Annotated in this window: 21 protein-coding genes, 1 tRNA gene and 2 rRNA genes (1 of these 24 cut by a window edge); 10 read left to right on the forward strand and 14 right to left on the reverse strand. The window is 28.9% G+C overall.

The window, feature by feature from the left end:
* The 3 genes from BLV71_RS00800 to BLV71_RS18785 all read right to left on the reverse strand — a co-directional run.
* Window positions 1-400 (reverse strand): hypothetical protein (locus BLV71_RS00800; protein WP_143032740.1); only part of this gene is annotated, 400 nt, incomplete at its 3' end.
* Between the two features lie 366 nt (window positions 401-766).
* Window positions 767-895 carry a hypothetical protein gene (locus tag BLV71_RS18780; RefSeq protein ID WP_255405065.1) on the reverse strand — a complete coding sequence of 43 codons (129 nt, stop codon included), beginning with the start codon at window positions 893-895 and terminating at the stop codon, window positions 767-769.
* 34 nt (window positions 896-929) lie between these two features.
* Window positions 930-1,406, reverse strand: coding sequence for an alpha/beta hydrolase (locus BLV71_RS18785; protein WP_369813902.1), 477 nt, complete (start codon window positions 1,404-1,406; stop codon window positions 930-932).
* A gap of 979 nt (window positions 1,407-2,385) precedes the next feature.
* On the opposite strand from BLV71_RS18785, the gene BLV71_RS00810 reads away from it, so the two are divergent.
* Complete coding sequence (locus tag BLV71_RS00810) at window positions 2,386-3,780, forward strand: TlpA family protein disulfide reductase (RefSeq protein ID WP_143032741.1); 1,395 nt, start codon at window positions 2,386-2,388, stop codon at window positions 3,778-3,780.
* A gap of 92 nt (window positions 3,781-3,872) precedes the next feature.
* Here BLV71_RS00810 and BLV71_RS00815 read toward each other — a convergent pair whose 3' ends face one another.
* Together BLV71_RS00815 and BLV71_RS00820 are read right to left on the reverse strand one after the other, a co-directional pair.
* Window positions 3,873-4,673, reverse strand: coding sequence for a TIGR00266 family protein (locus BLV71_RS00815; protein WP_093868718.1), 801 nt, complete (start codon window positions 4,671-4,673; stop codon window positions 3,873-3,875).
* Between the two features lie 43 nt (window positions 4,674-4,716).
* A complete protein-coding gene (locus BLV71_RS00820) occupies window positions 4,717-5,172 on the reverse strand; it encodes a DUF4442 domain-containing protein (RefSeq protein ID WP_093868719.1) in 456 nt (151 codons plus the stop codon).
* A 155-nt stretch (window positions 5,173-5,327) separates the two neighbouring features.
* Between BLV71_RS00820 and BLV71_RS00825 the strand changes: the two genes are divergently transcribed.
* From BLV71_RS00825 to BLV71_RS00840, 4 genes are all read left to right on the forward strand, one after another.
* Window positions 5,328-5,756 carry a DUF4870 domain-containing protein gene (locus BLV71_RS00825; RefSeq protein WP_093868720.1) on the forward strand — a complete coding sequence of 143 codons (429 nt, stop codon included), beginning with the start codon at window positions 5,328-5,330 and terminating at the stop codon, window positions 5,754-5,756.
* A gap of 18 nt (window positions 5,757-5,774) precedes the next feature.
* Window positions 5,775-6,119, forward strand: a complete 345-nt coding sequence (locus BLV71_RS00830) for a PadR family transcriptional regulator (RefSeq protein WP_093868721.1) — start codon at window positions 5,775-5,777, stop codon at window positions 6,117-6,119.
* The gene (locus BLV71_RS00835) at window positions 6,112-8,088 is read left to right on the forward strand and encodes a PspC domain-containing protein (RefSeq protein WP_093868722.1); all 1,977 of its coding nucleotides are present in this window, start codon (window positions 6,112-6,114) and stop codon (window positions 8,086-8,088) included. Before BLV71_RS00830 ends, BLV71_RS00835 begins: the two co-directional genes overlap by 8 nt.
* Before the next feature lie 70 nt (window positions 8,089-8,158).
* A complete protein-coding gene (locus BLV71_RS00840) occupies window positions 8,159-8,623 on the forward strand; it encodes a nuclear transport factor 2 family protein (RefSeq protein ID WP_255405066.1) in 465 nt (154 codons plus the stop codon).
* A 130-nt stretch (window positions 8,624-8,753) separates the two neighbouring features.
* Here BLV71_RS00840 and BLV71_RS00845 read toward each other — a convergent pair whose 3' ends face one another.
* Window positions 8,754-9,368: a YceI family protein gene (locus BLV71_RS00845; RefSeq protein ID WP_176974322.1), complete on the reverse strand. Its 615-nt coding sequence runs from the start codon at window positions 9,366-9,368 to the stop codon at window positions 8,754-8,756.
* A gap of 217 nt (window positions 9,369-9,585) precedes the next feature.
* Here BLV71_RS00845 and BLV71_RS00850 point away from each other — a divergent pair, with 217 nt between their 5' ends.
* From BLV71_RS00850 to BLV71_RS00865, 4 genes are all read left to right on the forward strand, one after another.
* Window positions 9,586-10,251, forward strand: a complete 666-nt coding sequence (locus BLV71_RS00850; RefSeq protein WP_093868724.1) for a M15 family metallopeptidase — start codon at window positions 9,586-9,588, stop codon at window positions 10,249-10,251.
* A 69-nt stretch (window positions 10,252-10,320) separates the two neighbouring features.
* Window positions 10,321-10,998, forward strand: coding sequence for a hypothetical protein (locus tag BLV71_RS00855; protein WP_093868725.1), 678 nt, complete (start codon window positions 10,321-10,323; stop codon window positions 10,996-10,998).
* 142 nt (window positions 10,999-11,140) lie between these two features.
* Window positions 11,141-12,130 (forward strand): pyruvate dehydrogenase (acetyl-transferring) E1 component subunit alpha, encoded by a 990-nt coding sequence (pdhA, locus tag BLV71_RS00860; RefSeq protein ID WP_093868726.1) that lies wholly within the window; start codon window positions 11,141-11,143, stop codon window positions 12,128-12,130.
* 26 nt (window positions 12,131-12,156) lie between these two features.
* A complete protein-coding gene (locus BLV71_RS00865; RefSeq protein ID WP_093868727.1) occupies window positions 12,157-13,803 on the forward strand; it encodes a pyruvate dehydrogenase complex dihydrolipoamide acetyltransferase in 1,647 nt (548 codons plus the stop codon).
* Window positions 13,804-13,864: 61 nt separating this feature from the next.
* On the opposite strand, the gene BLV71_RS00870 is transcribed toward BLV71_RS00865, so the two are convergent.
* The 6 genes from BLV71_RS00870 to aroC form a co-directional block, all read right to left on the reverse strand.
* Entirely contained in the window at window positions 13,865-14,404 is a 540-nt protein-coding gene (locus BLV71_RS00870; RefSeq protein WP_093868728.1) for a DinB family protein, read from the reverse strand.
* Between the two features lie 51 nt (window positions 14,405-14,455).
* Window positions 14,456-14,992: a Crp/Fnr family transcriptional regulator gene (locus tag BLV71_RS00875; protein WP_093868729.1), complete on the reverse strand. Its 537-nt coding sequence runs from the start codon at window positions 14,990-14,992 to the stop codon at window positions 14,456-14,458.
* An 88-nt stretch (window positions 14,993-15,080) separates the two neighbouring features.
* Window positions 15,081-17,693: a glycosyl hydrolase family 18 protein gene (locus BLV71_RS00880; RefSeq protein WP_093868730.1), complete on the reverse strand. Its 2,613-nt coding sequence runs from the start codon at window positions 17,691-17,693 to the stop codon at window positions 15,081-15,083.
* A gap of 87 nt (window positions 17,694-17,780) precedes the next feature.
* The gene (locus BLV71_RS00885) at window positions 17,781-20,534 is read right to left on the reverse strand and encodes a glycoside hydrolase family 19 protein (RefSeq protein WP_093868731.1); all 2,754 of its coding nucleotides are present in this window, start codon (window positions 20,532-20,534) and stop codon (window positions 17,781-17,783) included.
* A gap of 205 nt (window positions 20,535-20,739) precedes the next feature.
* The gene (locus BLV71_RS00890) at window positions 20,740-21,804 is read right to left on the reverse strand and encodes a PA0069 family radical SAM protein (protein WP_093868732.1); all 1,065 of its coding nucleotides are present in this window, start codon (window positions 21,802-21,804) and stop codon (window positions 20,740-20,742) included.
* Window positions 21,805-21,969: 165 nt separating this feature from the next.
* On the reverse strand, window positions 21,970-23,034 hold the full coding sequence (gene aroC, locus BLV71_RS00895) for a chorismate synthase (RefSeq protein ID WP_093868733.1): 1,065 nt from the start codon (window positions 23,032-23,034) through the stop codon (window positions 21,970-21,972).
* A 324-nt stretch (window positions 23,035-23,358) separates the two neighbouring features.
* On the opposite strand from aroC, the gene BLV71_RS00900 reads away from it, so the two are divergent.
* Window positions 23,359-23,443, forward strand: a tRNA-Ser gene (locus tag BLV71_RS00900).
* Between the two features lie 1,314 nt (window positions 23,444-24,757).
* On the opposite strand, the gene rrf is transcribed toward BLV71_RS00900, so the two are convergent.
* Both rrf and BLV71_RS00915 read right to left on the reverse strand, forming a co-directional pair.
* Window positions 24,758-24,866: ribosomal RNA gene (gene rrf / locus BLV71_RS00910) — 5S ribosomal RNA — on the reverse strand.
* A 101-nt stretch (window positions 24,867-24,967) separates the two neighbouring features.
* Window positions 24,968-25,000: ribosomal RNA gene (locus BLV71_RS00915) — 23S ribosomal RNA — on the reverse strand (it continues 2,848 nt past the right edge of the window).

A 25,000-nucleotide genomic window follows, 5' to 3' on the forward strand; every position in this document is an offset into this window, starting at 1 on the left:
GCTGATATAATTCTATATAAATATTTGATTTACCATATTCAGTTGAAGTTTCCATTTCACGCTTTTCAGCTTTCATAGGAAATTTGATTTTATAAATTTTTTGACTCTTTATTACTTCTTTCTGATTAATAACCTTAGGCTTAACTCCAATAAGTTCAAATGATTCAAGAAATTGATTTATCCCAACATTAAAGTTATTTTTTTCTTGTGTTCTTACACTTAAAATATACATTCTATTATCAACTAAATAAAACCTTGCTCTAAACATAATTTTATTATCAATGTCTTTCCATCTAAATTCTCTCCCAACATGGCCTAATATATCTAGATTAAAAGTGCCTAACAAATTGTATACTTTCAGAATTAATATTTGTTGTTTGTGCTCCGTTAAACAAACCATAAATATTTTTTTACACTTAAAGTATCAGTAAAACTTTTAGGATAATCTATGTAACTAACGTTATAAGATAAATTATCCCCATTCTTATATTCAGTATTAAATGATGTAATCGTTATTTTTCCATAATCAGTATCTCCTGTTTTTTTTGTTATTTCAGGGCTTTTAGGGAATAAATTTTAAAATTACCTTTTTCATCATGAAATTTACTAGCTTTATCTTGAGCGTAAGTTGATGAAATAATTATAAAAAAATAGCTTATTAATATTGAATGTATTTTCATTTATTTAAGTTTTAAACCTAATTGTATTTTATTTGTTTATTTAGTTAGTATTGTTATTAATTCTTTATTATAAACTTTATTGTAAGTTATTCCATTATGCCTTGATTTTTTAAAGTAATAAGATGTATTCTATCCTTAAATTCTTCTTTTAACTTTAAGGAAGATTCATAACTGATAACAGTATCACTATCACCATGAAAAATTGTTATTGGCATTTTGCATTTTTTTAAATACTCATTAGTCATAAATTTATATTTTAAAAATAAATGAAGGTATGTATGAAAAGTTTTGCTTCACTATATCTATTAAATTGTAGTAGGGAGCTTGTAAAATCAAATGTTGAGCATTATTATTCGATGCTAATTTAGAAGCAAGTCCTGTTCCTATTGAATAACCTAGAATTATTATATTTTCTTCACTGTATTCCTTTTTTAGTGTATTATATACTAATTGATTATCCTCAAATAATTGTTGCTGTTTGATTATTTTCCCTTCACTTTTTCCATACCCTCTATAATCAAGAATAAAAATATCATAATTTAAATCTGTATATACTTTAGCTATATTCCCCCAAGAATCTAATGCTCCTGCGTTACCGTGTAAATAAAAAACAAGTCCTTTAGCTTTAACAGACTTAAATAAAAGTCCATTTAAAAAATTACCATCTTTAGTATTAAAATAAAGTTCTTCAAAATTTTGGTCAAATTTAAAACTCGTAATTGTTATTCAACTTTTCAGGAAAAAGATCAATTTTTCTTGAAAAAGTATAACCAACACATATAAAAAAATATAATACTGATATTAATTTTAAAAAGTTTATTAATTTTATTTTCCTTTTTTTAGTCATATATTTTTTATACAAAACAAATAAGAGTTTTAATAGAAATCATATGAGTAACTATTAGTCATCACTGCAAATCTAATGGAATTTCAATTAAAAAAAGTTACTTAAAATAAGTAAAGTAAAAAAAACATAACAACCTCTATAAAAACCAATTATAGTTAATCATAAACTGTTTTTTTTTTGATTATTATATTATTTTTGTAACTTAGGAAGGTTACTTAATTTTTTTCCCCTTGTACGTTAAGTTAACTTTTTACCCTCTACTTTAAAGTAGAGGGTTTTTAGTACTTAGCTAAAACTTAAATTTTAACCACACACATCTACTATGTTTTTTGATACTTAAAGACATAAATTTAAGAGTAAAGATTAAAAAAAACGTCAAAAAAACACAAAAAACATAAAAAAAAACATCTTTTATTAATACTATTACAATTGCGGCATAGTTATTGATTTAACATTGCTTTAACAATTTATTCATAAATTATGAAGGACTATCTACTATTAATTACGACAGATTTGAGGGGATGATTGTTATTGAAAAAGGAAATAAAAACCGAGCTATGCTTCGGTTTTTTTATAATATTTAAATACTAAATAATTAGAGTTAGCTACCCTATAAAATAAGTAGAAAAACTAGAAAAAAAGCCATAAAAAACTCACTATGAGTTTGCAAAAAAAATTAGGTTTAACACTTTTAACAAAGCTAAAACCGCTTAAAAAAGTTAAAATATTAAACTAAAAACACAAAAAAACCATAAAATCTCAAACAAAAACGAAATAAACTGTTAATTTCTTTGAAAAAAAAACTAAATAAAGTACTTTCGGTACTTGAAATATTATATTACACCTAAATACAGAAGAATGAAAAAACTAGTACTTTTAGCCCTCATAGGAGGTATTATACTTTCATGTAAGAAAGAACCTGTAAAAGATTATTTAGTTATTTCCGGGTCAATTGACAACTTTAAAAAAAGAGATGTTAAATTACAAGGATTTGGATTTGAAAAAAAGATAAAATTCGACAAAAAAAATAAAACTTTTATAGATACTATAAAAATAGATAGAGAAGGTTATTATAAACTGATTGTAAATAAAAAACCTATAAATCTATATTTAACAAAAACTGAAGACACTAAACTTCTTTTTGATTATAAGAAATTAGATGCTATTAATTTTGAAGGAACTAATGCAGCTATAAACAATTACTTCATTAAAAAAGGTAAAGTATTTACAAGTGAAATAGGTAATCTTAGAAAGTTACTTGCTCTTGATGAGGAAGCTTTTTTAGAAAAAGTTGACACTTATAAAAATTCTTTAACTGATTTAGCAATGGGTAGCCAGTTACCTGAATCTTTCTTAAAAAAAGAAATTAAAAATATTGAGTATGAATATTTAAGAGATTTATATCAATATCCAGTATATCACCCTATTTTAATTGGTGATGATGAGTTTGTTGTTTCTGAAAACTTCCCATCTGTTTCTGATAAAATTAGCTACAATAATGGTGAAGATTATATTAACTCGGCATATTACAGAGAAATTTTAGTTGGAGAGATATCAAAAAAGACAAATTCAAAATTAACAGATACTGGAGACTTCTTTTTAACTTATATAGAAACTGTTCATAATGAAGTTAGTGACTCAATCACTAAAAATGATCTTTTATTTAATGAAAAATATAAAGGATCTGCTCAAGCTGGAATTACATATACTGAAGATCCTGAAGTATATTATAATAAGTTTTTAAAATACTCTTCTAATCAAAGTCATAAGGACAGAATTGGTGAAATATACAATTCACTAAAAATTACTGCAAAAGGTAAACCTTCTCCTAAATTTGATAATTATGAAAATTATGATGGAACTAAAACTTCTTTAGATGATTTATTAGGTAAAGGAAAGTATGTTTACATTGATGTTTGGGCCACTTGGTGTGGTTTCTGTAAACGTGAGACTCCTTTACTAAAGAGACTTGAAATGCAATATCATGATAAGAATATTGAATTTGTAAGTATTAGTGTTGATAACATTAATGCGAAAGAAAAATGGAAACAAACCATTGACCAAAAAGAAATGGGTGGTGTACAATTATTCGCTGATAAATCTTTTGGTTCTGAATTTATTAAAAAATACGCTATTAAAGGATTACCTAGATTTATAATGATTGACCCTGATGGAAATATTGTAAGTAGAAATGCTCCAAGACCATCTGCTGGTGAAAAGCTTTTAAATATGTTTGAAGAACTAGGTATATAAAACTTTACCTCCTTAATTTTATATTACAACAACATGAAAAAATCCGCTTAATAGCGGATTTTTTTTATACAATAATTATTTTTTTTTAAACTTTAAAACCTATTATCTCCATCTAAAATATCTCCAATACCTCCCAAGATACTACCTTCTCCTCTATCACCCCTACCAGTTTGAGGTGCCATAGATAAAACTCTACCTGCTAATCTACTAAAAGGTAATGATTGAATATATACTGTACCAGGTCCTCTTAAACTTGCAAAAAACAACCCTTCTCCACCAAAAATAGTATTCTTTATTCCTCCAACAAACTCAATATCATAATCTACATCTTGAGTAAACCCTACAATACAACCAGTATCTACTTTTAACACTTCTCCAGGTTGTAATACCTTTTTAGCCATAGTTCCTCCTGCATGAATAAACCCCATTCCATCTCCTTCCATCTTTTGCATAATAAAGCCTTCTCCTCCAAACAAGCCTCTTCCTAACTTTTTAGAAAACTCTATTCCTATAGAAACTCCTTTGGCAGCACATAAAAATGCATCTTTCTGACAAATAAATTTCCCTCCAAATTCAGATAAATCAACGGGGATAATTTTACCAGGATAAGGAGAAGCGAAAGATACTTGTTTCTTCCCATATCCAACATTCGTAAAAACTGTCATAAACAAACTTTCTCCTGTAAGGATTCTTTTTCCTGCTGAAAAAATTTTACCTAGCAACCCTTTTTCTTGATTAGATCCATCACCGAAAATAGTATTCATTTTCACATCTGTATCCATCATCATAAAACTTCCACTTTCAGCAACAACACCCTCTTCTGGATCTAATTCAATTTCTACATATTGCATTTCTTCTCCAAAAATGCGGTAATCAATTTCGTGTGCATTCATAATAATTAGTTTTTAGCTATTAGACTATGATATTTATAATTTGTTACGATTTTACTTTTAAACTCCACTCATATTTAAATTGCGAGACCGAAACTCCCTCTTCATTAATTCCCTCAGAAGTAACAATTACAGTTTGCCCCTCTCCAGTTTCTATCGATTTTTTTATAGCCTCTCTTATAAGCATTCCATCATTACATTCAAATCTTATTTTACCAATAGCTTTTTTAGTAAAAGTTCCACTCATATTTGTTACCAACATAGATATTTTTCTATTTGATTCACTTATTTCTTTCATCACCAAAATACCTGTTGATAATTCAGATGCCATTCCTTGAACTGCCCAAAACATAGATTTAAATGGGTTCTGATTCATCCATTTATAAGTAACAGACACCACTGAATTGGTATCTGAAATTGATTTTACTCGTACTCCTGTTAAAAAAGCTGAAGGAAGTTTAAAAAATAAAAAGGTATTAATTTTTCGGGGTGTATACTTCATTTATATAGTGTTTATGGGCAATGTACGACTTTTTATTTAATTGTTAATACTGCTAACAAATGTTAAAGTTTGTTAAATTTTAGTACTATGTATTGCATAATACCTTTTAAAAGATATATATTTGCATAGTCAAGTATTATATAATTTATATTATTATGCAACATAACAACGAAAACACCAATGCTTTTTTAATACATATTTCAGCTTTTGCTGGTTATTTATTTCCTTTAGGAAGTATTATAACCCCATTAATTGTTTGGCAAACTTTAAAAGACAGAAGTACTTTTTTAGACGAACATGGTAAAGAAGCTGTAAACTTTAATATTAGTTTTGGATTATACATTTTTATACTAAGTGCCTCTTTCTTTTCTTTCTTCTTTGGAAGTTTTCTAGACATTTTCAACGGAGTAGATATTGACTTTGGAGGACATCATTCTTATGGAGGTTTTTTTGGTTTTTTAGGAATAGCCTCTTTAGTAAGTATTGTTAGTTTAATTAAAATTGCCTTAATTATTATAGCAGCAATGAAAGCAAATAAAGGAGAAATGTATAAATATCCTTTTACAATAAAATTTATTAAATAACCACTTAAACAACGCTCAATGAAGATAGAAAACACAAAAGCTCAAATGCGTAAAGGTGTGTTAGAATATTGCATACTATCTATTTTACAAAATGGAGATGCATATACCTCAGAAATTCTTTCAACCTTAAAAAGTGCAGAAATGATTGTGGTTGAGGGTACTATTTACCCGTTATTAACTAGGCTGAAAAATGCTGGATTATTAACTTACAGATGGGAAGAATCAACATCTGGACCACCAAGAAAGTATTACGTACTTACAGAAAACGGACAATTATTCTTAAAAGAATTAGATAAAACCTGGAACAATTTAGTAAACGCAGTAAACCAAGTAACAAGTACAAAATCAACTAAAAATGAATAAGACAATAAACATAAATTTAGGCGGGTTCTTCTTCCATATAGATGAAATTGCTTATCAAAAATTAAACCGTTATTTAGAAGCGATATCTCGCTCTTTAAGCGATGACCCTCAAGGAAAAGATGAGATTATAGCAGATATAGAATCACGTATTAGCGAACTTTTATCTGAAAGAATTACAGATGCGCGTCAAGTTGTAAATGAAGGTGATATAGAAGATATTATTGGTATCATGGGACAACCTGAAGATTATGCGGAAGCTGAAGAAGCATATAATGATAATACAACCTATACTAAAAGAAGAAAAAATACTTCTAAAAAATTATTTAGAGATAGTAATGACAAATTTTTAGGTGGTGTTTGTGCTGGTCTTGGTCATTTTGTTGGTATTGATGCTATATGGGTACGTTTAGCGTTCATTATATTATTAGCTAGTGGATTTTCACCTTTAGTGTATATAATATTGTGGATTTTATTACCTGAAGCAAAAACTACAGCTGAAAAATTACAAATGGAAGGCGAAGCTGTAAATATTGATAACATTGAAAAAAAAATTCGTGACGAGTTTGGAAACATATCAACAAAGCTAAAAGATGGTGCCAGTGAACTTTCTGATAAAATTTCAGGTGCTGACTATGATAAATTACGTGCTCAAACAAAATCAGGTTTTCAAGATTTTATTGACACAATGGGTAAAATTTTACTAGCTGTTTTTAAAGTTTTTGGAAAGTTCATGGGAGTTCTATTAATATTTATTGCTGGTGTTACCATTATATCATTATTGTTAGGAGTATTTTCAGTAGGAAGCTTAGAAATATTAAATTTTGATAACGACTTTATTCATTATCCTCCATTTTTTTATGACTCATCATTACCTAAATGGTTATTAGCTATTTTATTATTTATTTTAATAGGAGTACCGTTTATAGTATTATTTATTTTAGGATTAAGAATTTTATCACCTAACATAAAAAAGTTAAGTACAACCGCTGTATTAACTTTACTAGGTATTTGGTTAACAGCTCTTCTAGGTGTTGGTTTTTCAGCAATAGAGTATGGTACATCAAGAGCTTATAATGGAGTAAATGTTAATAAACATAGCATAACTTATAATCAAAATGACCCTTTAAAAATTAGAGTAATAAATGACGATAACATTTATTACCAACACAATTTACGCAATAAAAATAATGGTGTGAGTGTATCTATTGATGATAAAGAAATGAAATACTCTAACGACGTAAACATCGATGTTAAAAAAAGTGAAACGGGTAGTGCATACATTGAAATTAAAAAAACTTCTGAAGGAAGAAAACGTAATAAAGCTAATAAAAATGCTGAAGAAATAGTTTATAACTTTAAATCAGCCAATAATGTAATTGTTTTTGATGCATTCTTTTTAAGTGATTACAAAAACATATGGAAAGACGAAGAAATAAAAGCTACTTTATTTATACCTGAAGGTACTACTATCTATTTTGAAGCTTCATCTCGTAATTTCTTATATCATATAGATAACATTGATAATATTTATGATAGAAACATGTCTAACCATCATTTTAAAATGACTTTAAAAGGTTTAGATTGTACAGATTGTCAAAAAGAAAATAACAGTGATAATGACTCTGAAGACAATGAAGATTGGGACTATGAAAATAATGACGATGTTAGCTTTTTATTTGACAGCACCATTAATGATCTGAAATCTGAATTTATAATAAGTAAAAACACTACTAAAAATGAACTAAAGAAACTAGTTCGTTGGTTTAAAAACAAAAAGGATATAGATATTGATATAATTAATCCGAAATATGATAAGAACGGAATGATTGAAAAGCTAATTTTAAATATTGATTGTAATGATGGATATACAGGAAACATTACAATATCTAACAATACCTTAAGAGATATACCTAAAGGGTTTCGTAGAATATACAATGAAGAAGGTACATTAGCCTTTAAAACTTGGTAACCTAAAACAACCTATTAAAGCAATAACTATGGACTCATTTTTCGATTTCTTTTTTAAAGGTAATTTTTTCATGAAGCTTTTAACTTTATTATACACCTTGTTTATTTCATGGTTTATGGGAGCTCAAACTCACGAAATCCCTAAGTACAAGCCCTCAAATATTGACTTACACAATCAAATTGTAAAGATGGACGCTGCTTATTTCACTGCCTATAACAAGTGCGACATAAAAAAACAAAGTGATATATTAAGTGAAAAAATTGAATTTTTTCATGATAAAGGAGGATTATCAACTTCTAAAAAAGAAATATTAGAGTCTATCAAAAAAAACATTTGTAATAAAGTAACACGTACTTTAATTGAAGGTAGTATAGAAGTATATCCTATTAAAGATTATGGTGCAATTGAAATTGGATATCATAAGTTTTTTAACAAAAAAGAACCAAATGCTAAATCTCCTCCAAGTAAATTTGTAGCAGTTTGGAAAAAAGAAAACAATAAATGGATAATGACAAAAGTTATTAGTCTACATTAAAAATATAGTTGACACTAAAAACATTAGTTCATTTTTGCTAGCTAACGCTAAATGACACTAATACTTGGTTTTATTAGTTTACAAGCCAAAGCTGAGGAGCTTTGGCTTTTTTATTAAAAAAACTAAAATATTATGATACTTTTATTCTCATATTAAAGTGCATCCATTTAGTGGAAATATTACTTGATACTCCAGTAATAATTTTATCATAATCAATTCCCCAATCAAATAAATTTACTCTTCCTTCTAAAATTAAAAAACTAGGATATGTTTCATTAGTATCTCGAATACCAGAAACAAATAATTTTACTTCTTTTTCAACTCCTTTTATAGACATGATTCCATTAACCTGATACCAATCTATTCCCATTGTATAAACATTGGTAGATTTAAAAGTAATTTTATCTTTTTCTTCATTTACAAATATTCCTGGTTTTTTTATTCTTTTATTTAAATCAGCACCTCCTCTACAAACTTTAAATGAATCAGGATCTAAAGCAAAAGAAAGTTTCATATTCTCAAGAGGATTACCCTGATCTTTTCGTTTAGATGTAATAACCTGTAAACTATTTATTGTACCACTAAAGGGAGTACTACAATGGCCATGTGTTACAAATAAATTCATAAAATCACCTTCAAATATTCTACTCTTTTCTCTTTTGTCAGTTTCAAACGTACTGTTAGTATATCCACTAAAAACAACAATAGCCGCTAGAGCTATTATAATCAAAAATCTTTTTTTCATTTTATTCATACTACTTAATTATTAATGTTATTACGAATATACTTTCACCTCCTATCTAAACTTGCAAATTAAATGTCAAAAAAGTGTAAAAAAATGTTCAATAGCCTATTAAATAACACTAAAAGTAACTTTATGTATTTTACTAATTTATTTTAATTTACCTGAATCTACGAATCTATAGATTATATCTATCTTCTTTTTTCATTACTTTTACTCCATGAAATGGATTTTTTCTTTTTTTTTATTTACATCTATAGTAATACACTCTCAAAATTTACCTGAAGGTTTTTCATATGTAAAAGATATAGACCCAACCATATTACGAGAACTACGTTATTGTAACCATAATAACTTTGTTGGTATTCCAGTAAACGGTTATAATGATGATGTGTTAATTACCTCTACTCTTACCGCAAAAGCTTTAAAAAAAGTACAAGCTGAATTAACTAAAAAGGGATACAGTTTAAAAGTATTTGACGCATACAGACCACAAACTGCTGTTAACCATTTTGTTAAATGGGCAAGAGTAATCAATGACACATTGATGAAACAGCAATACTACCCAAATTTAAATAAACGCCATCTATTTAAACTTGGATATATTGCAACTAAGTCAGGTCATTCTAGAGGTAGTTCAGTTGATTTAACAATTGTAAATATTAAAACTGGGAAGGAGTTAGATATGGGAAGTCCTTATGATTTTTTTGGTGTTTCATCTCATATTACCTTTCAAAAATTAACTAAAAATCAGAAAAAAAATAGGTCTTTATTACAACAAAGTATGAAAAAGTTTGGCTTTAGACCTTATAAAAATGAATGGTGGCATTTTACGTTACGCAATGAACCATTTCCTAATACTTATTTTGATTTTCCTATAAAATAATAACTTTTAACGCTTTATTTAGATAAGCGTTTTAAAATCGGTATTATATTTGCTTAGATATACGCTATTATGTCATATACTATTAGATTTATTTTTTTAGCCATATTTTTCAGTATCTCTTCTTCAAGTTTTGCTCAATTAGACAATTCTACCAATGCAAAGGATAAAGGAAAATCTTCTTTAGGAAATTTTAAAGTCTCTGCTAAGAATACAAAAAAACCAAAAGTTTTAGATTTTAAAAACGACAATGGTTTTAAAACAGCTCATACAAAACAACAAAAAGAACAAAAAAGAAAACAAGCTGCTGAATCTTATAATAATAAAGGAATACTAACAAAAGCTAAAATAGCTGAAGAACAATATTTAAAGGCATTTAAAAAAATAAATGGCCAATTTCAATATCCAGTAATAGATCAAGATTTAGGTAGCTTTAGCACAAAAGCAAAAAGTGTTAATATTATTTGTAGAGATTATCAATATCCTGATGGAGATAAAGTAACTATCTATATTAATGATATCCCTGTTATTTCAAACCTTACACTAAAACAAAGCTTCCAATCGTTTAATATACCTTTGGATGAAGGTATTAATATTATAAAAATACTAGCTTTAAACCAAGGAACATCAGGTCCTAACACTGCCGCTTTTAAAATTTACAACGATTCTGGAATGTTAATTTCATCAAATGAATGGAACCTTGCTACTGGAGCTAAAGCAACAATTATTGTAGCTAAAGAAAAAGAATAAAAACTAAAGTTTTTAAACTTATCAATAGTTAAAGTAACTTTTAGCAAGAACCTTTTTTTAAATTACTAAAAACTACTACTTTTGTAGGCAGAATTTTTTACAATAAGTAAAACGAACAAACAAAATAAACAACTAATATATAATGAAAGAAATCACCAAAGAGACCTATATCAACTGGTATAGAGATATGTTATTTTGGAGAAAGTTTGAAGATAAATTGGCAGCAGTTTATATTCAACAAAAAGTAAGAGGTTTTTTACACTTATATAACGGTCAAGAGGCTGTTTTAGCAGGAGCATTGCATGCAATGGATTTAACCAAGGATAAAATGATTACTGCTTATCGTAATCACGTTCAACCAATAGGTATGGGTGAAGATCCTAAAAGAGTTATGGCTGAACTATATGGTAAAGCTACGGGTACATCTCATGGAATGGGAGGATCTATGCATATTTTCTCTAAAAAATATCGTTTTTATGGAGGTCACGGTATCGTTGGAGGTCAAATTCCTTTAGGTGCTGGACTTGCTTTTGGTGATAAATATAAAGGAAGTGATGCTGTAACACTATGTTATTTTGGTGATGGTGCTGCTCGTCAGGGTTCATTACATGAAACATTTAACATGGCAATGAACTGGAAGTTACCAGTTGTATTTATTGTTGAAAACAATGGATATGCAATGGGAACATCTGTTGAAAGAACCGCAAATCATACTGATATTTGGAAACTAGGGTTAGGGTACGAAATGCCATGTGGACCAGTAGACGGAATGAATCCTATAAAAGTTGCCGAAGCTGTAGACGAAGCTATTCAAAGAGCTCGTAGAGGAGACGGTCCTACTTTTTTAGAAATGAAAACATACCGTTATAGAGGTCATTCTATGTCTGATGCTCAACATTATCGTACTAAAGATGAAGTTGAAGAGTACAAAAAAATAGATCCTATTACTCAAGTTCTTGATATTATTAAAAAGAACGAATATGCTTCTGACGAAGAAATAGACGCTATTAAAAAAGAAGTAAAAGAATCTGTTAGTGAATGTGAGAAATTTGCTGAGGAATCTCCATATCCTGAATTGAATCAATTACATGATATGGTTTACGAACAAGAAGATTACCCTTTTATAAAATAATAAATCCAACAAAAACTCATTAAAATATGGCTACAATAATAAATATGCCTCGTTTAAGCGACACCATGGAAGAGGGTGTTGTTGCACAGTGGTTAAAAAGTGTTGGAGACAAAGTAGAAGAAGGTGATATTTTAGCTGAAATCGAAACAGATAAAGCTACAATGGAATTTGAGTCTTTCCATGAAGGAACTTTATTACACATAGGTGTTCAAGAAGGTGAAGCAACTCCAGTTGATAGCTTACTTGCTATTATTGGTGATGAAGGTGAAGATTTCTCTGCTCTATTAAGTGGTAATTCAGCTCCTGCTTCTGAAACTAAAACAGAAGAAAATTCAAAAAAAGAAACTACATCAAATACTACTACTGTTTCAATTCCTGAAAATGTAAAAGTAGTAACCATGCCTCGTTTAAGTGATACTATGACAGATGGTACTGTGGCTACTTGGTTAAAAAATGTTGGTGATAAAGTAGAAGAAGGCGATATTTTAGCTGAAATTGAAACTGATAAAGCTACAATGGAATTTGAGTCTTTTCAAGAAGGTACCTTATTACATATTGGAGTGCAAGAAGGTGATAGTGCTCCTGTTGATAGCTTATTAGCTATTATTGGTACAGAAGGAACTGATGTTTCTGCCTTATTAGAAGCAAACAAAGCTGGCAATTTAACTTCTTCGAATTCTACTTCAGACAAAAAAGAAGAAGTTAAGGAAAGTACTCCCAGTGTTTCTTCAAATATTGAAACAACTCCTAAAGAGAATTCTAATAATTCTTCTACAGGTGGGCGTCTTTTAGCCTCTCCTTTAGCTAAAAAAATAGCTAAAGACAAAGGTTATAACATTGCTGATATTAAAGGTTCAGGAGAAAATGGTCGTGTCATCAAAAAAGATGTAGAAAACTATACTCCTACCTCTTCAGTTCAAGCAACTACTGTAAAAGAAACTAGTAGTGCAAGCACCACTAATACGGTAAGTAATTTTACTATTGCTGGTGAAGAAAAAACTGAAGAAATTAAGAACTCTCAAATGCGTAAAGCAATAGCAAAATCTTTAGGTAACTCTAAATTTAATGCTCCTCATTTCTATTTAAACATAGAAGTTGACATGGACAATGCTATCGCTTCAAGAAAAACAATAAATTCAGTTCCAGACACCAAAGTATCATTTAATGATATGGTTGTAAAAGCTTGTGCTATGGCTTTAAAAAAGCATCCACAAGTTAATACTAGCTGGACAGACAATACTACATTATTTCATAGTCACATACATGTAGGTGTAGCTGTTGCTGTTGATGAAGGTTTAGTTGTACCGGTTGTTAAACATACTGATGCATTAAGCTTAACACAAATTGGTGGTTCTGTTCGTGATTTAGCTGGTAAAGCTAGAAATAAAAAGATCAAGCCAAATGAAATGCAAGGAAGCACTTTTACTGTATCTAATTTAGGTATGTTTGGTATTGAAAGTTTTACTTCAATTATTAACCAACCTAATTCTGCTATTTTATCTGTAGGTGCAATTATTGAAAAACCTGTTGTTAAAAACAGTCAAATTGTTGTAGGTAACACAATGAAATTAACTTTAGCGTGTGACCACAGAACTGTTGATGGTGCTGTAGGAGCTCAGTTTTTACAAACACTAAAAACTTTTATTGAAAATCCAGTTACAATGCTTGCTTAGTTGAGTAACTAAGTTAATACTATATAAAAAACCAGAACTAAATTTAGTTCTGGTTTTTATTTTACATTAGCTTTTTAGCTTGTACAACATGTCGTTCATTATGATAAATTACAAAATGTAATGTATCACCTAACCTAAATTTTAATAATGGTAAGGTAATTGATGTTTTAATTTTAGTTAAATTTTTATCTTTCACTAACTCTAATAATACCAATAACTCTTTTTGATTTTTAATAAAATTTGAAAGAACATTTATTTTTTTAAGTTTTGAATGTATTGGATTCTTACTTTTAAAAGTCTTCATCGTTTTCATCTTTTCAGAAGGTAACATATCTAAGGCAAATTTATTACCTAAAAAACCAGATTTAAAACTATCAACTGAGGGTAAATTTGAAGATTGTATTCTTTGTTTTATTTCTCTATTATAGAATTCTGCATATAAATTTAAATGCTCTAAACATTCTAAAATTGACCAAGATGTATCGTTTACTTTTTTTTGTAATTCAATTTCAGGTTTACTTTCTAAAAAATGTGCAAACTCTATATGATTATTTGTATATTTTTTTAATTCTGTTAGTAATTCATCTACGTTAAAAACCATTATTCTATTTTTAATCAAATTTCTATTTATTATTAGACATAAATATTGATCTTAATCAAGACTTTTTAAAATTCTTGAAAGAGTTTCAGGCGTCATTCGCAAATAAGACGCTATATACTTTTGTGGAATTTCTTGAAAAACTTGAGGACTTCTTTTTATTAATCGTTCAAACCTTTTTAGTGGAGAAAAAGTTATCAAATCTATTTCTCTTTCAATCTGTTGATACACAAAGTTTTCTAACATTTTACTCCAAACATCTTTATACTCTTCTTTTGAATTAATTAATTGATAATATGTTTTTTTTGAAATAACCTTGAGCTCGCACTTTTTAATTGCTTGAATAAAAAATGTTGTAGGTTTACCAGTTATAAAGCTATCTAATGCAGTAATAATAGAATTAGAATAACCAAATCGTATGGTATGTTCTTCTATCTCGTTATTAATAAAAACACGTAAACTCCCCTTAGTTACAAAATATAAATTAGTTTCAACTTCACCTTCGTTTACTAAAAATTCATTCCGCTTTATAGAAATCTCTTTTTCCCAATTATTTGATAATATTCCTAATAACTGCTCATAAACTCCCATAAAATATTTTTCTCGAATTTAATGATTTACAAGCTATAAAAAAAGACGGTAATTTTACCGTCTTTTGAATTTAATATGTATTAAAAAATTATTTAGTCAATAACATTTTCTCAGTTATAACTTTGTTTCCTACACGTATTTTATAAATATAAATTCCCTTTTTTAAATCTGAAACATCCTTATCTAATATTTTTATTCCTTTAAAGTTTTTTTCACTAATTAAAGTTTTGATTAACTGACCCGAAAAATTGTACAACTCAATTTTAACATCAGACTCTTGATTAATTTCCATATTTATGGTAATCTCGTTTTTAACCACAGTTGGATACTTTAATTCAGAAATCTTACTCATTGACTCACATTTAGAAACAAATTCCCATTCATTAGATACTCCAGGAGTATTATTTTTTGTCCACCATTTAGCTTTGTATATGTTCATTTCAAAATATACTTTATCTCCTGTATTATAAGCTTTACTAGCAATCCAAGTAGAAACCCCACAGTTATTTGTAGTATCTCCATTACAAGGTTGAATATAATCCCATACATCAGCTACACCTGGTGTTTCTGAACTAGAAGCGTACCATTTATTTTTATAAATAGCTCCATTATACTTTACTTCTTCTCCTGCTTGTGCGTATATTTTTGATTTCCATTCTAAAACAGCATCACAAATACTACCACTAACTTTTTTCTTAATAGAAAAAGATGTTAGACTAGAAGTACTAGCTCCTTCTCCATCATTCGCTATAATTTTAAATTCATAAGTTCCAAAAGCAGCAGGTTGCCAATTAGCTGAATAAACCCCATTATTATTCATTATTGATGTTACTGCAACATTATCTATAAAAAATTCAACAGAATTTAAAGAAACATCGTCAGTTACAGTTGCTTCAAGTACTATATTAGAAAGCGTTATTTGCTCAGTAACACTCAAATCTATAGGTGTTATCTTTGAGATTACCGGTGGAAGATTTGTTCCTATAGTTTTTTTCTTAACCGTAAAAGTTAAAACTTTTGTAGTTGAAGCATTTTTATCATCAGTTGCAGTTGCCTTAACCAATACTTCTCCAAAACTAACAGGAATAAAACTAGCTGTATATTCATTTCCTTGTTTTGTTGCACTTATCATTTTTCCATCATACTCAAACTCAAAAGAAACTACAGTTCCATCAGAATCTGTTGCTGAAGCTTTTAAATTTATTTCAGACAATTTTTCTACTTCAAAAACCTGGTTGCTCATTGGTGATTTCCAAGTTACTATTGGTACACTATTTATTGAAGTATTATTTCCTGCTGCTTCGTTAATTGCCTTTAATATGCTAGAGGATGAATTATAATCTACATCCTGAGTAAGTTCCCAAATAATGACACCTTGATGCCCAAAATTTTTAGTATATTTAATCTTTTCTCCTGCTAATTTAGGAGTATCGAAATATATATTCTTTCCATTTAAAGTAATATGTCCACTTAACTTTTTAGGATCTTTAACATCATAACTTGTTGCTGCATTGGGAAAATCTTTTACAATATCTCTATAGGGTACAAATTTCGCGCCATTACCACCATTAGGCTTTTTCTCAGAAAAATCATAACCATACATTGGCACACCAATAACTAACTTAGCTTTTTTAACATCAAAACCGCCAGCATGATTCCAAGTTGGATCTGCTATTCCCATCCAATACTCTAAAGCATCTTCAGCAGCATAAATTGGATTATCCACAGATTGTCCTTGATAGGTATTCAAAGGAAGTTTATGCAAAGATGAATGAGGTCCAACTGGCGATTTATCCCATGAGCCTGTAAAATCATAGGTCATCAAACCAATCCAATCCATGTAATCTGCCATTTTTGCATCATAATTATTCCCATACCAAGAAGTTCCAAATACTGCAGCAGTTATTAGTTTATTAGGCATTTTTTCTCTCAATTTCTTACTCAAATTAGTTAAACCAATTGCAGCATTATGAGGACCTTTATCTCCATCTCCCCACTTACTTCCTCTTACTCTTCCTCCTTGGTCAGAAGTACCAGAAATTGTAGGGTCTGCCCACCAACACTCTAAATCTAAATCAATTCCATCTAATTGACGCTCATTAATATAATTTACCAAAAGTGTTGCTATTTCTTCTAGTTTTTGGTCATTATTATAGTATTTAGACATTAACCACAAAAATGCATAATCTGTTGCTCCTCCTAAAGCTACTGATACTTTTACATTTTTAGCTTTTGCTTTAGCTAATACATTACAGTCTGTTAATACCGAATCAACTTTCTTTAACTGAAACTCATCTAAAGCTATAGATCCAAAATCGTTACTATTATAGTTATTGTTGTTTCTTTTAAACATTAAAAAAGACACATTAATATTAGTTACAACTTCTGGATTAAAATTATTCTTAATATCATAATCAGGAATCCATGTAGGTAAATACCCTATGATACGTTGTTTTCCAGAATAATTTGGCCCCAAACCTCCATCTCCACATCCACCATCACGTTGCCATGAAGCATGTCCTGGTTTTGCTGAAGTATAATATTTAGCAGTATAATTAATTCCATCTAAAGAAACTTGTTCTCCTTTTTTATAATGATCTTTAGCTGCATCCCAGTCTGGACTACAAGCAGGGAATTGATATTGAGCCTGTAACAATACGCTCAAAAATAAAAGTTTAATCAATACAAATGTTTTTTTCATGACTTGATGTTTTAGTTGTTAGTTAGTTGTTTATTTTTTTATATAAGAAAAGACTGATACGCTGAGAGAGCGAATCAGCCATGTATATTACTTTTTAAGTATCTTTTTGGTTTTAACCTCCCCATCTACATATGTCTTGTAGATATAAATTCCTTTTTTTAGGTTCTTTATACTTTTTCTAAAAAAGTTAGTTCCTTTATGAAGTTTTACATCTATTATCGTTTCTATTTTTCTACCAGAAAAATCAAATAAATCAATTTTAACGTATGATGTTTTTTCTAATTCTACAGTTACTTTTATTTCTTCAGAAACAATATTAGCATATAACTTTAAGGATGATATTTCCGATTTTGGTGAAGAGCAAGGTTCAATAACTTTCCATTCGTTAGATGTTGTTGGAATATTATTTTTTGTCCACCATTTTGCTTCAAAAATGGTACCTTCATAATACACTTTATCACCTGTATTATAAACTTTACTAGAAACCCATGCTGGTGAACCACAATAATCATCACCACTTCCATTACAGGATTGAATATAACTCCATACATCTGACTCTCCAGGTACTTCTGCACTAGAAGCATACCATTTATTTTTATAAATAGCCCCATTATAAACAACTTCTACTCCAGCTTGAGAGTATATCTTAGAAACCCAGCTAGGAGTAGTTTCACAAACTGTTCCAGTAGTTTTCTTTTTTACAATAAATGAAGAATTAGCAGTAATACTTTTCCCTTCATCATCTATAGCTATTATTTTAAACGCTACATTACCATAAACTGAAGGTATCCAAGAAGCTGAATATATAGTTGGTTTAGTTGATGTTACGGTAACTTCTTTTTCATTCAATAAAAATTTAACTGAACTTACAGAACTATTATCTTCTACCTTAGCTTTTAAATTTATAACTGAAAGATTTTCTTGTTCAATAACCGAAGCATTGACTGGAGTAATTTCTGATATAACTGGTGATGTATTTTGTCCAATTTCTTTAATAATAAATACTATTTCTTTACTAGTTGTTTTGTCACTATTATCAGTTGCGACAGCTTTTAAAGTTACCGCACCAAATGCTAATGGTGTAAATGTAGCTGTATACTCATTACCTACTTTTGTAGCTGTAATTGTTTTAGCATTATGCAGAAAAGAAAAAGATTGTATAACCCCATCACTATCGGTTGCTGTAGCCTTTAAACTTATTTCTTCAAAAGTTTTCATTTCTATTACTTGATTTTCAACCGGAGTATTCCAAATAACAATAGGTGCAGTTCCTTGATTTACTCCACACTCTTTAATTTTTTCCCAAACTCCATTTTTATCTGGCTCTAAGCCATTTGCTGCATACCATTTATTTCTATAAATGGTAGTATTATATTTGACATAATTATTGGGTTTATCATAAATTTTAGTGGATCTCCATTCTGGGATATCTGTACAACCCAAATTAATCCCATCCCAAATAACTATATTTATTGAAGTTGAAATTGTTTTCCCATCTTTAAAAACAGCTTCTGTGGTAAGCACATGTGTTCCATAAGAGCTCGGTAACCAAGAAAAAGATATACCTACAAATGTTTCTGTTCCTACTTTTGTGGTTATAGTTTCTAATACTGATTTTTTTTCGTCAACATCTAAACTTATAGGTATGGAAGCAAATGTTTCTTGTTTTATAATTTGATTATTAATTGGAGTAATGAATACTACAGCTGGTTTTTGCGCACAAGGTTCTGCGGTTAAATCTGAAGCATCTCCTCCATACTTACTCATATCTTTACATCCACAGTCAGACAAATCATTAACACCATCCATATCTGTTCCAATATTATAAACTTGTGCATAACGTTCATAATAACCTATTCTATCAACCACCTGTGGTTTTTCAGTTCCTTGTCCACATTCAACACCTCCATTAATAATATTAACTGTCATCCCTAAACCTGGAACTCTATTTTTAGTTTTATCTAAATCATTTGGTATCCAATTATTAGTCATAACATCATGTGCTGAAGGCTTTGGGTATTGAGGTGTCATCCAAAACCAAATTGCTGTTTGAAATGCTAACGCAGCATCCTCTATTACTTTTTCTGGATTATCCAATAAAACTTGCTTGTCTCCAAAAATAAACTCACTTGCTGGTCCATAATTATAATTATAAGATAATTGAATTGGTCCTCTACCTTTATAAGATTTCCCTGGAGTTGGTGGATAATTAGTATCAGGAGATGCATAAGAAGCATTTGTTGGTTCTTCTCTAAAATGAAGTCCCCAAGAAAACCTTCCTCCTGGAGCTGTTGCCCAACCACCTGTTGTTTCATGGGAAATGTTAGCAAAAAAGGCAATTAACTCACGTTTTCTTTCCTCAGTACTTCCCTCTTCTAAAAAAGATCCATAATCTACTTCCTTAATAATAATTTCTTTATCTACATTTCTTGGTTCATCAAAATCTACGTCTTTTCTAATAACCACAGAAGCACCAGTAACTTTATCGATACGAGTTATTTTATAAGAATTTGTACCACAGCGTCTATCAAAAATCACTTTAATTTTAGACATTCTGTTTATAGCTTCAATAAAAGATTCATAGGTATAAAAATCATCTTTAGGATCAAGAACCCATTCACCACCACCAATATCTTTAGAACCAAAACGGTAGGGAAATAAAATATTCCAAAGTTCTTTTGATATTAAAGGGTGATTACTTATTTCAGTAGTATACTCATTTACACAAGACTTCCGTGTTTTTTTAGATAAGTAATTGGAGTTTTTTTCAGAATTAGCGTACACCAAGGTAGATGTAACAAAGATAAATAGCACCAGAAGTGCTTTAACTTTTTGTTTCATTTTTAGAATTTTGAAGGGTTAAAATTGTTTGTTTATGTAATATTTTAAAAAATTATATTAGTTTTTTATGCATACTTTTTTAACTTATTACAACATTAAAACAAATACTAGTTTCTCTTTTCACAAACATTATTAGACAAAAAACAAGATATCATCTATAGATAACCGAAAAACAACTAAATAAACCACTTCATTTAAGAACTAATCAAAATAACTTAAATTGATTAGTTAACTTTTTATCAAACCTATTAAAATCTAAAGGAATTAATCCAATACCTTTTAAATATAATTTTCTTGCTAATTTAAATTGTATATTAATTTGCTCTGCTATTTTACCTTCCCCTTTCATTCTACTACTATAATGAGAATCATTTAAAGATCCATTATGACAATCTTTAATTTGATTAATTATTTTACTCCCTCTATCTGGGTAAGCTTTCATTAACCAATTCGTAAATATTTCTCCAACAGCTCCATTTAAACGAACAATTGTATAGCCAACAGACCTAGCACCTAATTCACTTACTTTTTTTACTAATGGTATAATTTCATGGCTATTTATAGCAGGAATAATGGGAGCCATCATTACATTTATTGGAATATTATTATCAGACAATTTTTTAACTGTTGCTAATCTTTTCTTAATGGAAGCTGTTCTTGGCTCTACAACTCTTCTCGTTTCATCAGATAAGGATGTTATTGAAACACTTACATGAACCAAATTCATTACTGCCATTTGTTTTAAAATATCCATATCTCTTAAAATTAATGAGTTTTTAGTAATAATACTAACTGGGTGCTTTAATTTCAGTAATACTTTCAGCATTTCTCTTGTTATCTCTAATTTTCTTTCTATTGGTTGGTAGCAATCTGTATTTCCTGATAACATTATATTTTGAGCTTTCCAATTTTTGCTTCTTAACTTTTTTTCTAATAATTCTGCAGCATTTACTTTATATAAAATTTTCCTTTCAAAATCTAAACCAGCTGAATACCCCCAATATTCATGAGTATTCCTAGCATAACAATAAATACATCCATGCTCACAACCTTGATATGGGTTCATTGAATAAGAAAACCCTGTATCTGGGCTTGTTACTTTATTTAGAATAGTTTTAGAATGCACCTCTAGGTAGGAAGTTGAATTAGTTTCATGCTTTTCATTTTCTATTTCACAATAATTAAGAAAATCATCCAATACTTCATATTCATGAATAGAAAATTTATTATGTGAATTATGTTGTGCTCCTCTACCTTTTATATACTTCATATAAATATTTAAATAACTTTTTTAACTCATTGTTTAATTATGTGAAAATACATAAAAACAAAACATATCAAAGAATAAAAAATGTAATATTACAAAAAAAAGAGAGGGTAAAATAAAAAAGAGAGCTGTTTACAGCTCTCTTTTTTAATATTTATATGAAAATACTTAAATAATCTTTCTTGTCTTGTTAAGCAGCCAAAAATCGGCTAAGACCATCGCAGTTAAAGCTTCTACAATAGGTACAGCTCTTGGCACAACACATGGATCATGTCTTCCTTTACCATGTATTTCTGTGGCTTCTCCATCGGAATTAATAGTCGCTTGATTTTGCATGATAGTAGCTACAGGTTTAAAAGCTACTCTAAAATAAATGTCCATTCCATTAGATATACCTCCTTGGATTCCACCTGATAGATTTGATTGTGTGGTTCCATCTACATTAAAAACATCATTGTGTTCAGAACCTTGCATCTTTGCTCCACAAAAACCACTACCAAACTCAAATCCTTTTACTGCATTAATAGAAAGCATTGCTTTCCCTAACTCTGCATGTAACTTATGAAAAATTGGCTCACCTAAACCTACAGGAATATTTTGAGCTACACATGTTATTGTACCTCCAATTGTATCTCCTTGCTTTCTTATTTCATGAATTTTCTCAATCATTTTTTCAGCAGAAGGTTCATCTGGACAACGAACTATATTACTTTCAGTTTTCGAAAAATCAAGTTCTTGATAAGGTTTAACCATAAAGATATCTCCTACAGAAGATGTAAACGCATTAATATCAATATGTGCTATTAATTGTTTAGCTAATGCACCTGCTACAACCCAATTCGCTGTTTCTCTTGCAGAAGTTCTTCCTCCTCCTCTATAATCTCTAACTCCATACTTCTTATCATACGTATAATCAGCATGAGAAGGACGATATACATTTGTATTATGATTATAATCTTTACTTTTTTGGTTTGTATTTTTAATTACAAAACCAATAGAAGCACCTGTTGTAAGTCCTTCAAAAACACCAGATAAAAATTCAACAGTATCAGGTTCTTTACGTTGAGTTACAATTTTAGACTGTCCTGGCTTCCGTCTATCCAATTCATTTTGAATAGCTTCAAAATCTACTTTTACTCCAGCAGGAAAACCATCGATTATTCCCCCTATAGCAGTACCATGTGACTCCCCAAAAGTGGTTAACTTTAAAATATTTCCAAATGAATTAAACATGCTTTAATAATTTAAAGAACGAAAGTAAAATTATTTATTAATATAGCACTAATTAAACAACAATAATTGTCTTCATTTATCCAACATAATACCTTTCATAAAACAATATAAGCTCGCTTTATTAATGTTAAAAAGCATTCTATATTTTTTTTAAAAAAAAAATTCAAAAAAAAACACGCAGAACTATCTAATAATAAGTCAATTAAAAAAAACAAGTAAAAAAAAGGCTTTTATAACCTAAAAAAGTAGTCAAAAAGTTTTTGAAAATTAAAAAAAGGTTCTATATTTGCACCCGCATTCAGGGAATACTGAGTGAGTCATTAAGGAGAAATGGCAGAGTGGTCGAATGCGGCGGTCTTGAAAACCGTTGTCTGTAACAGGACCGGGGGTTCGAATCCCTCTTTCTCCGCAAGTCCGAAGCGAAAGCTTCGGATTTTTTTTAGGGGATTAAAGAAAAAAGCTTGCACGTGCAAGCTTTTTTATGGTCTACATTTTTCTTTCTTAGTCAAAAATTAAATGATAACTGTTTTTTAATTTACTATATTTAGTGATTATGTATTAAATTAATTACCTATTTAATACTAATATTCAAAATCTCCTGGTTAATAAAGAATCATTCTATAAAAAATGAATAAAGCATATACTACTCTAATTAATCACTCCTATAAACATAACAACTATAGCATATAAGCACTGTTTTAAACAACTTAATAAATTGTTTAATGATATTAGTAATAGATTCATAATAATTGAAATTACTCAACTCTAATAATGTTTATATAAAATATAACTTAATACTAAATAATCTTTTATCTCTCTCCTTAGAGTATAGCTATGTCATTACACCAATTCTAAAGCTATATCAATTAGGAAAGCAATTAAAATATAGTTATTTCAATAAAATAGGTACTATTAAAAAGGATGTTTATGGAAAAAAATTAACATTATTTCTTCAACCATAAAAAATTAAAGATACTTGATGTATATACTAACCTATTTTTTTTAATAAAGGCAATTATAATTAATTCTATTGAAGAAAATATTGAAAAATTATAACATAGACTTGCGAAACCATGTGTAGAATTAGTACATAACTCAATAAAATACAAAGCTAGTACTCCTAACCATATATTTGATAGTAACGTTTTAGTTACGCAGAAACTTTTATACTTTATAAAATAAACTATTAAAGTAAATAACTTTATAAATAACAGCAATGAAATAGGGGAAAATATACTAAAATTTATTCCTTGGAAAGGAAAGATAGACACACAAATAACTAACCAACTTAAGTAGTAAGATAATGCATTCTTGAAATCATTTGGATAGCTATTAACATTTAAATCGAATATTAAAAGGCTTAATATTAATAAACCTGTAATTAAGTCATAATAATTGTTAGGCAGTTTAAAGCGATAAGCTAATACAATAACTATAGATAAAGTTGCTCTAAATAGTATTTTTTTCATTTTTTTTTACAAATGTACAAATATGCATAGCGAAATATAAAACTTCATAAATTAAATGAATGTCTAAATCCTGTAGTTTATAATTCTTTAATTTAATGATAATAAAATAGCTATATAAGCGAAGGCATAGGCGAACCTCTAACGATCTAAAGTGAAAAAAAGTATTGAACTACTGATTATTTAGGTTGTGTTAAAAAAGTAAGGTATAACACAAAAAAAAACCGTTCTTTATCTTACTAAAGAACGGTTTAAAAGAAAGGCAACGACCTACTCTCCCACCTGTGGCAGTACCATCGGCGCTAATGGGCTTAACTTCTCTGTTCGGAATGGTAAGAGGTGAGCCCCATTGCAATAATCACCTTAAATTGTTTCAGTGTATTTCAACTGTATAAGTTAACATATTGATAAATATAATATTGTAAAGTTTCAAAGAGTTTGCTTCCCCTCACAAGGAGGGGAAGTACGTACATAAGCCTATGGGTTATTAGTACTACTTG

The organism is Tenacibaculum sp. MAR_2010_89 (assembly GCF_900105985.1).
Lineage (GTDB): Bacteria > Bacteroidota > Bacteroidia > Flavobacteriales > Flavobacteriaceae > Polaribacter > Polaribacter halocynthiae.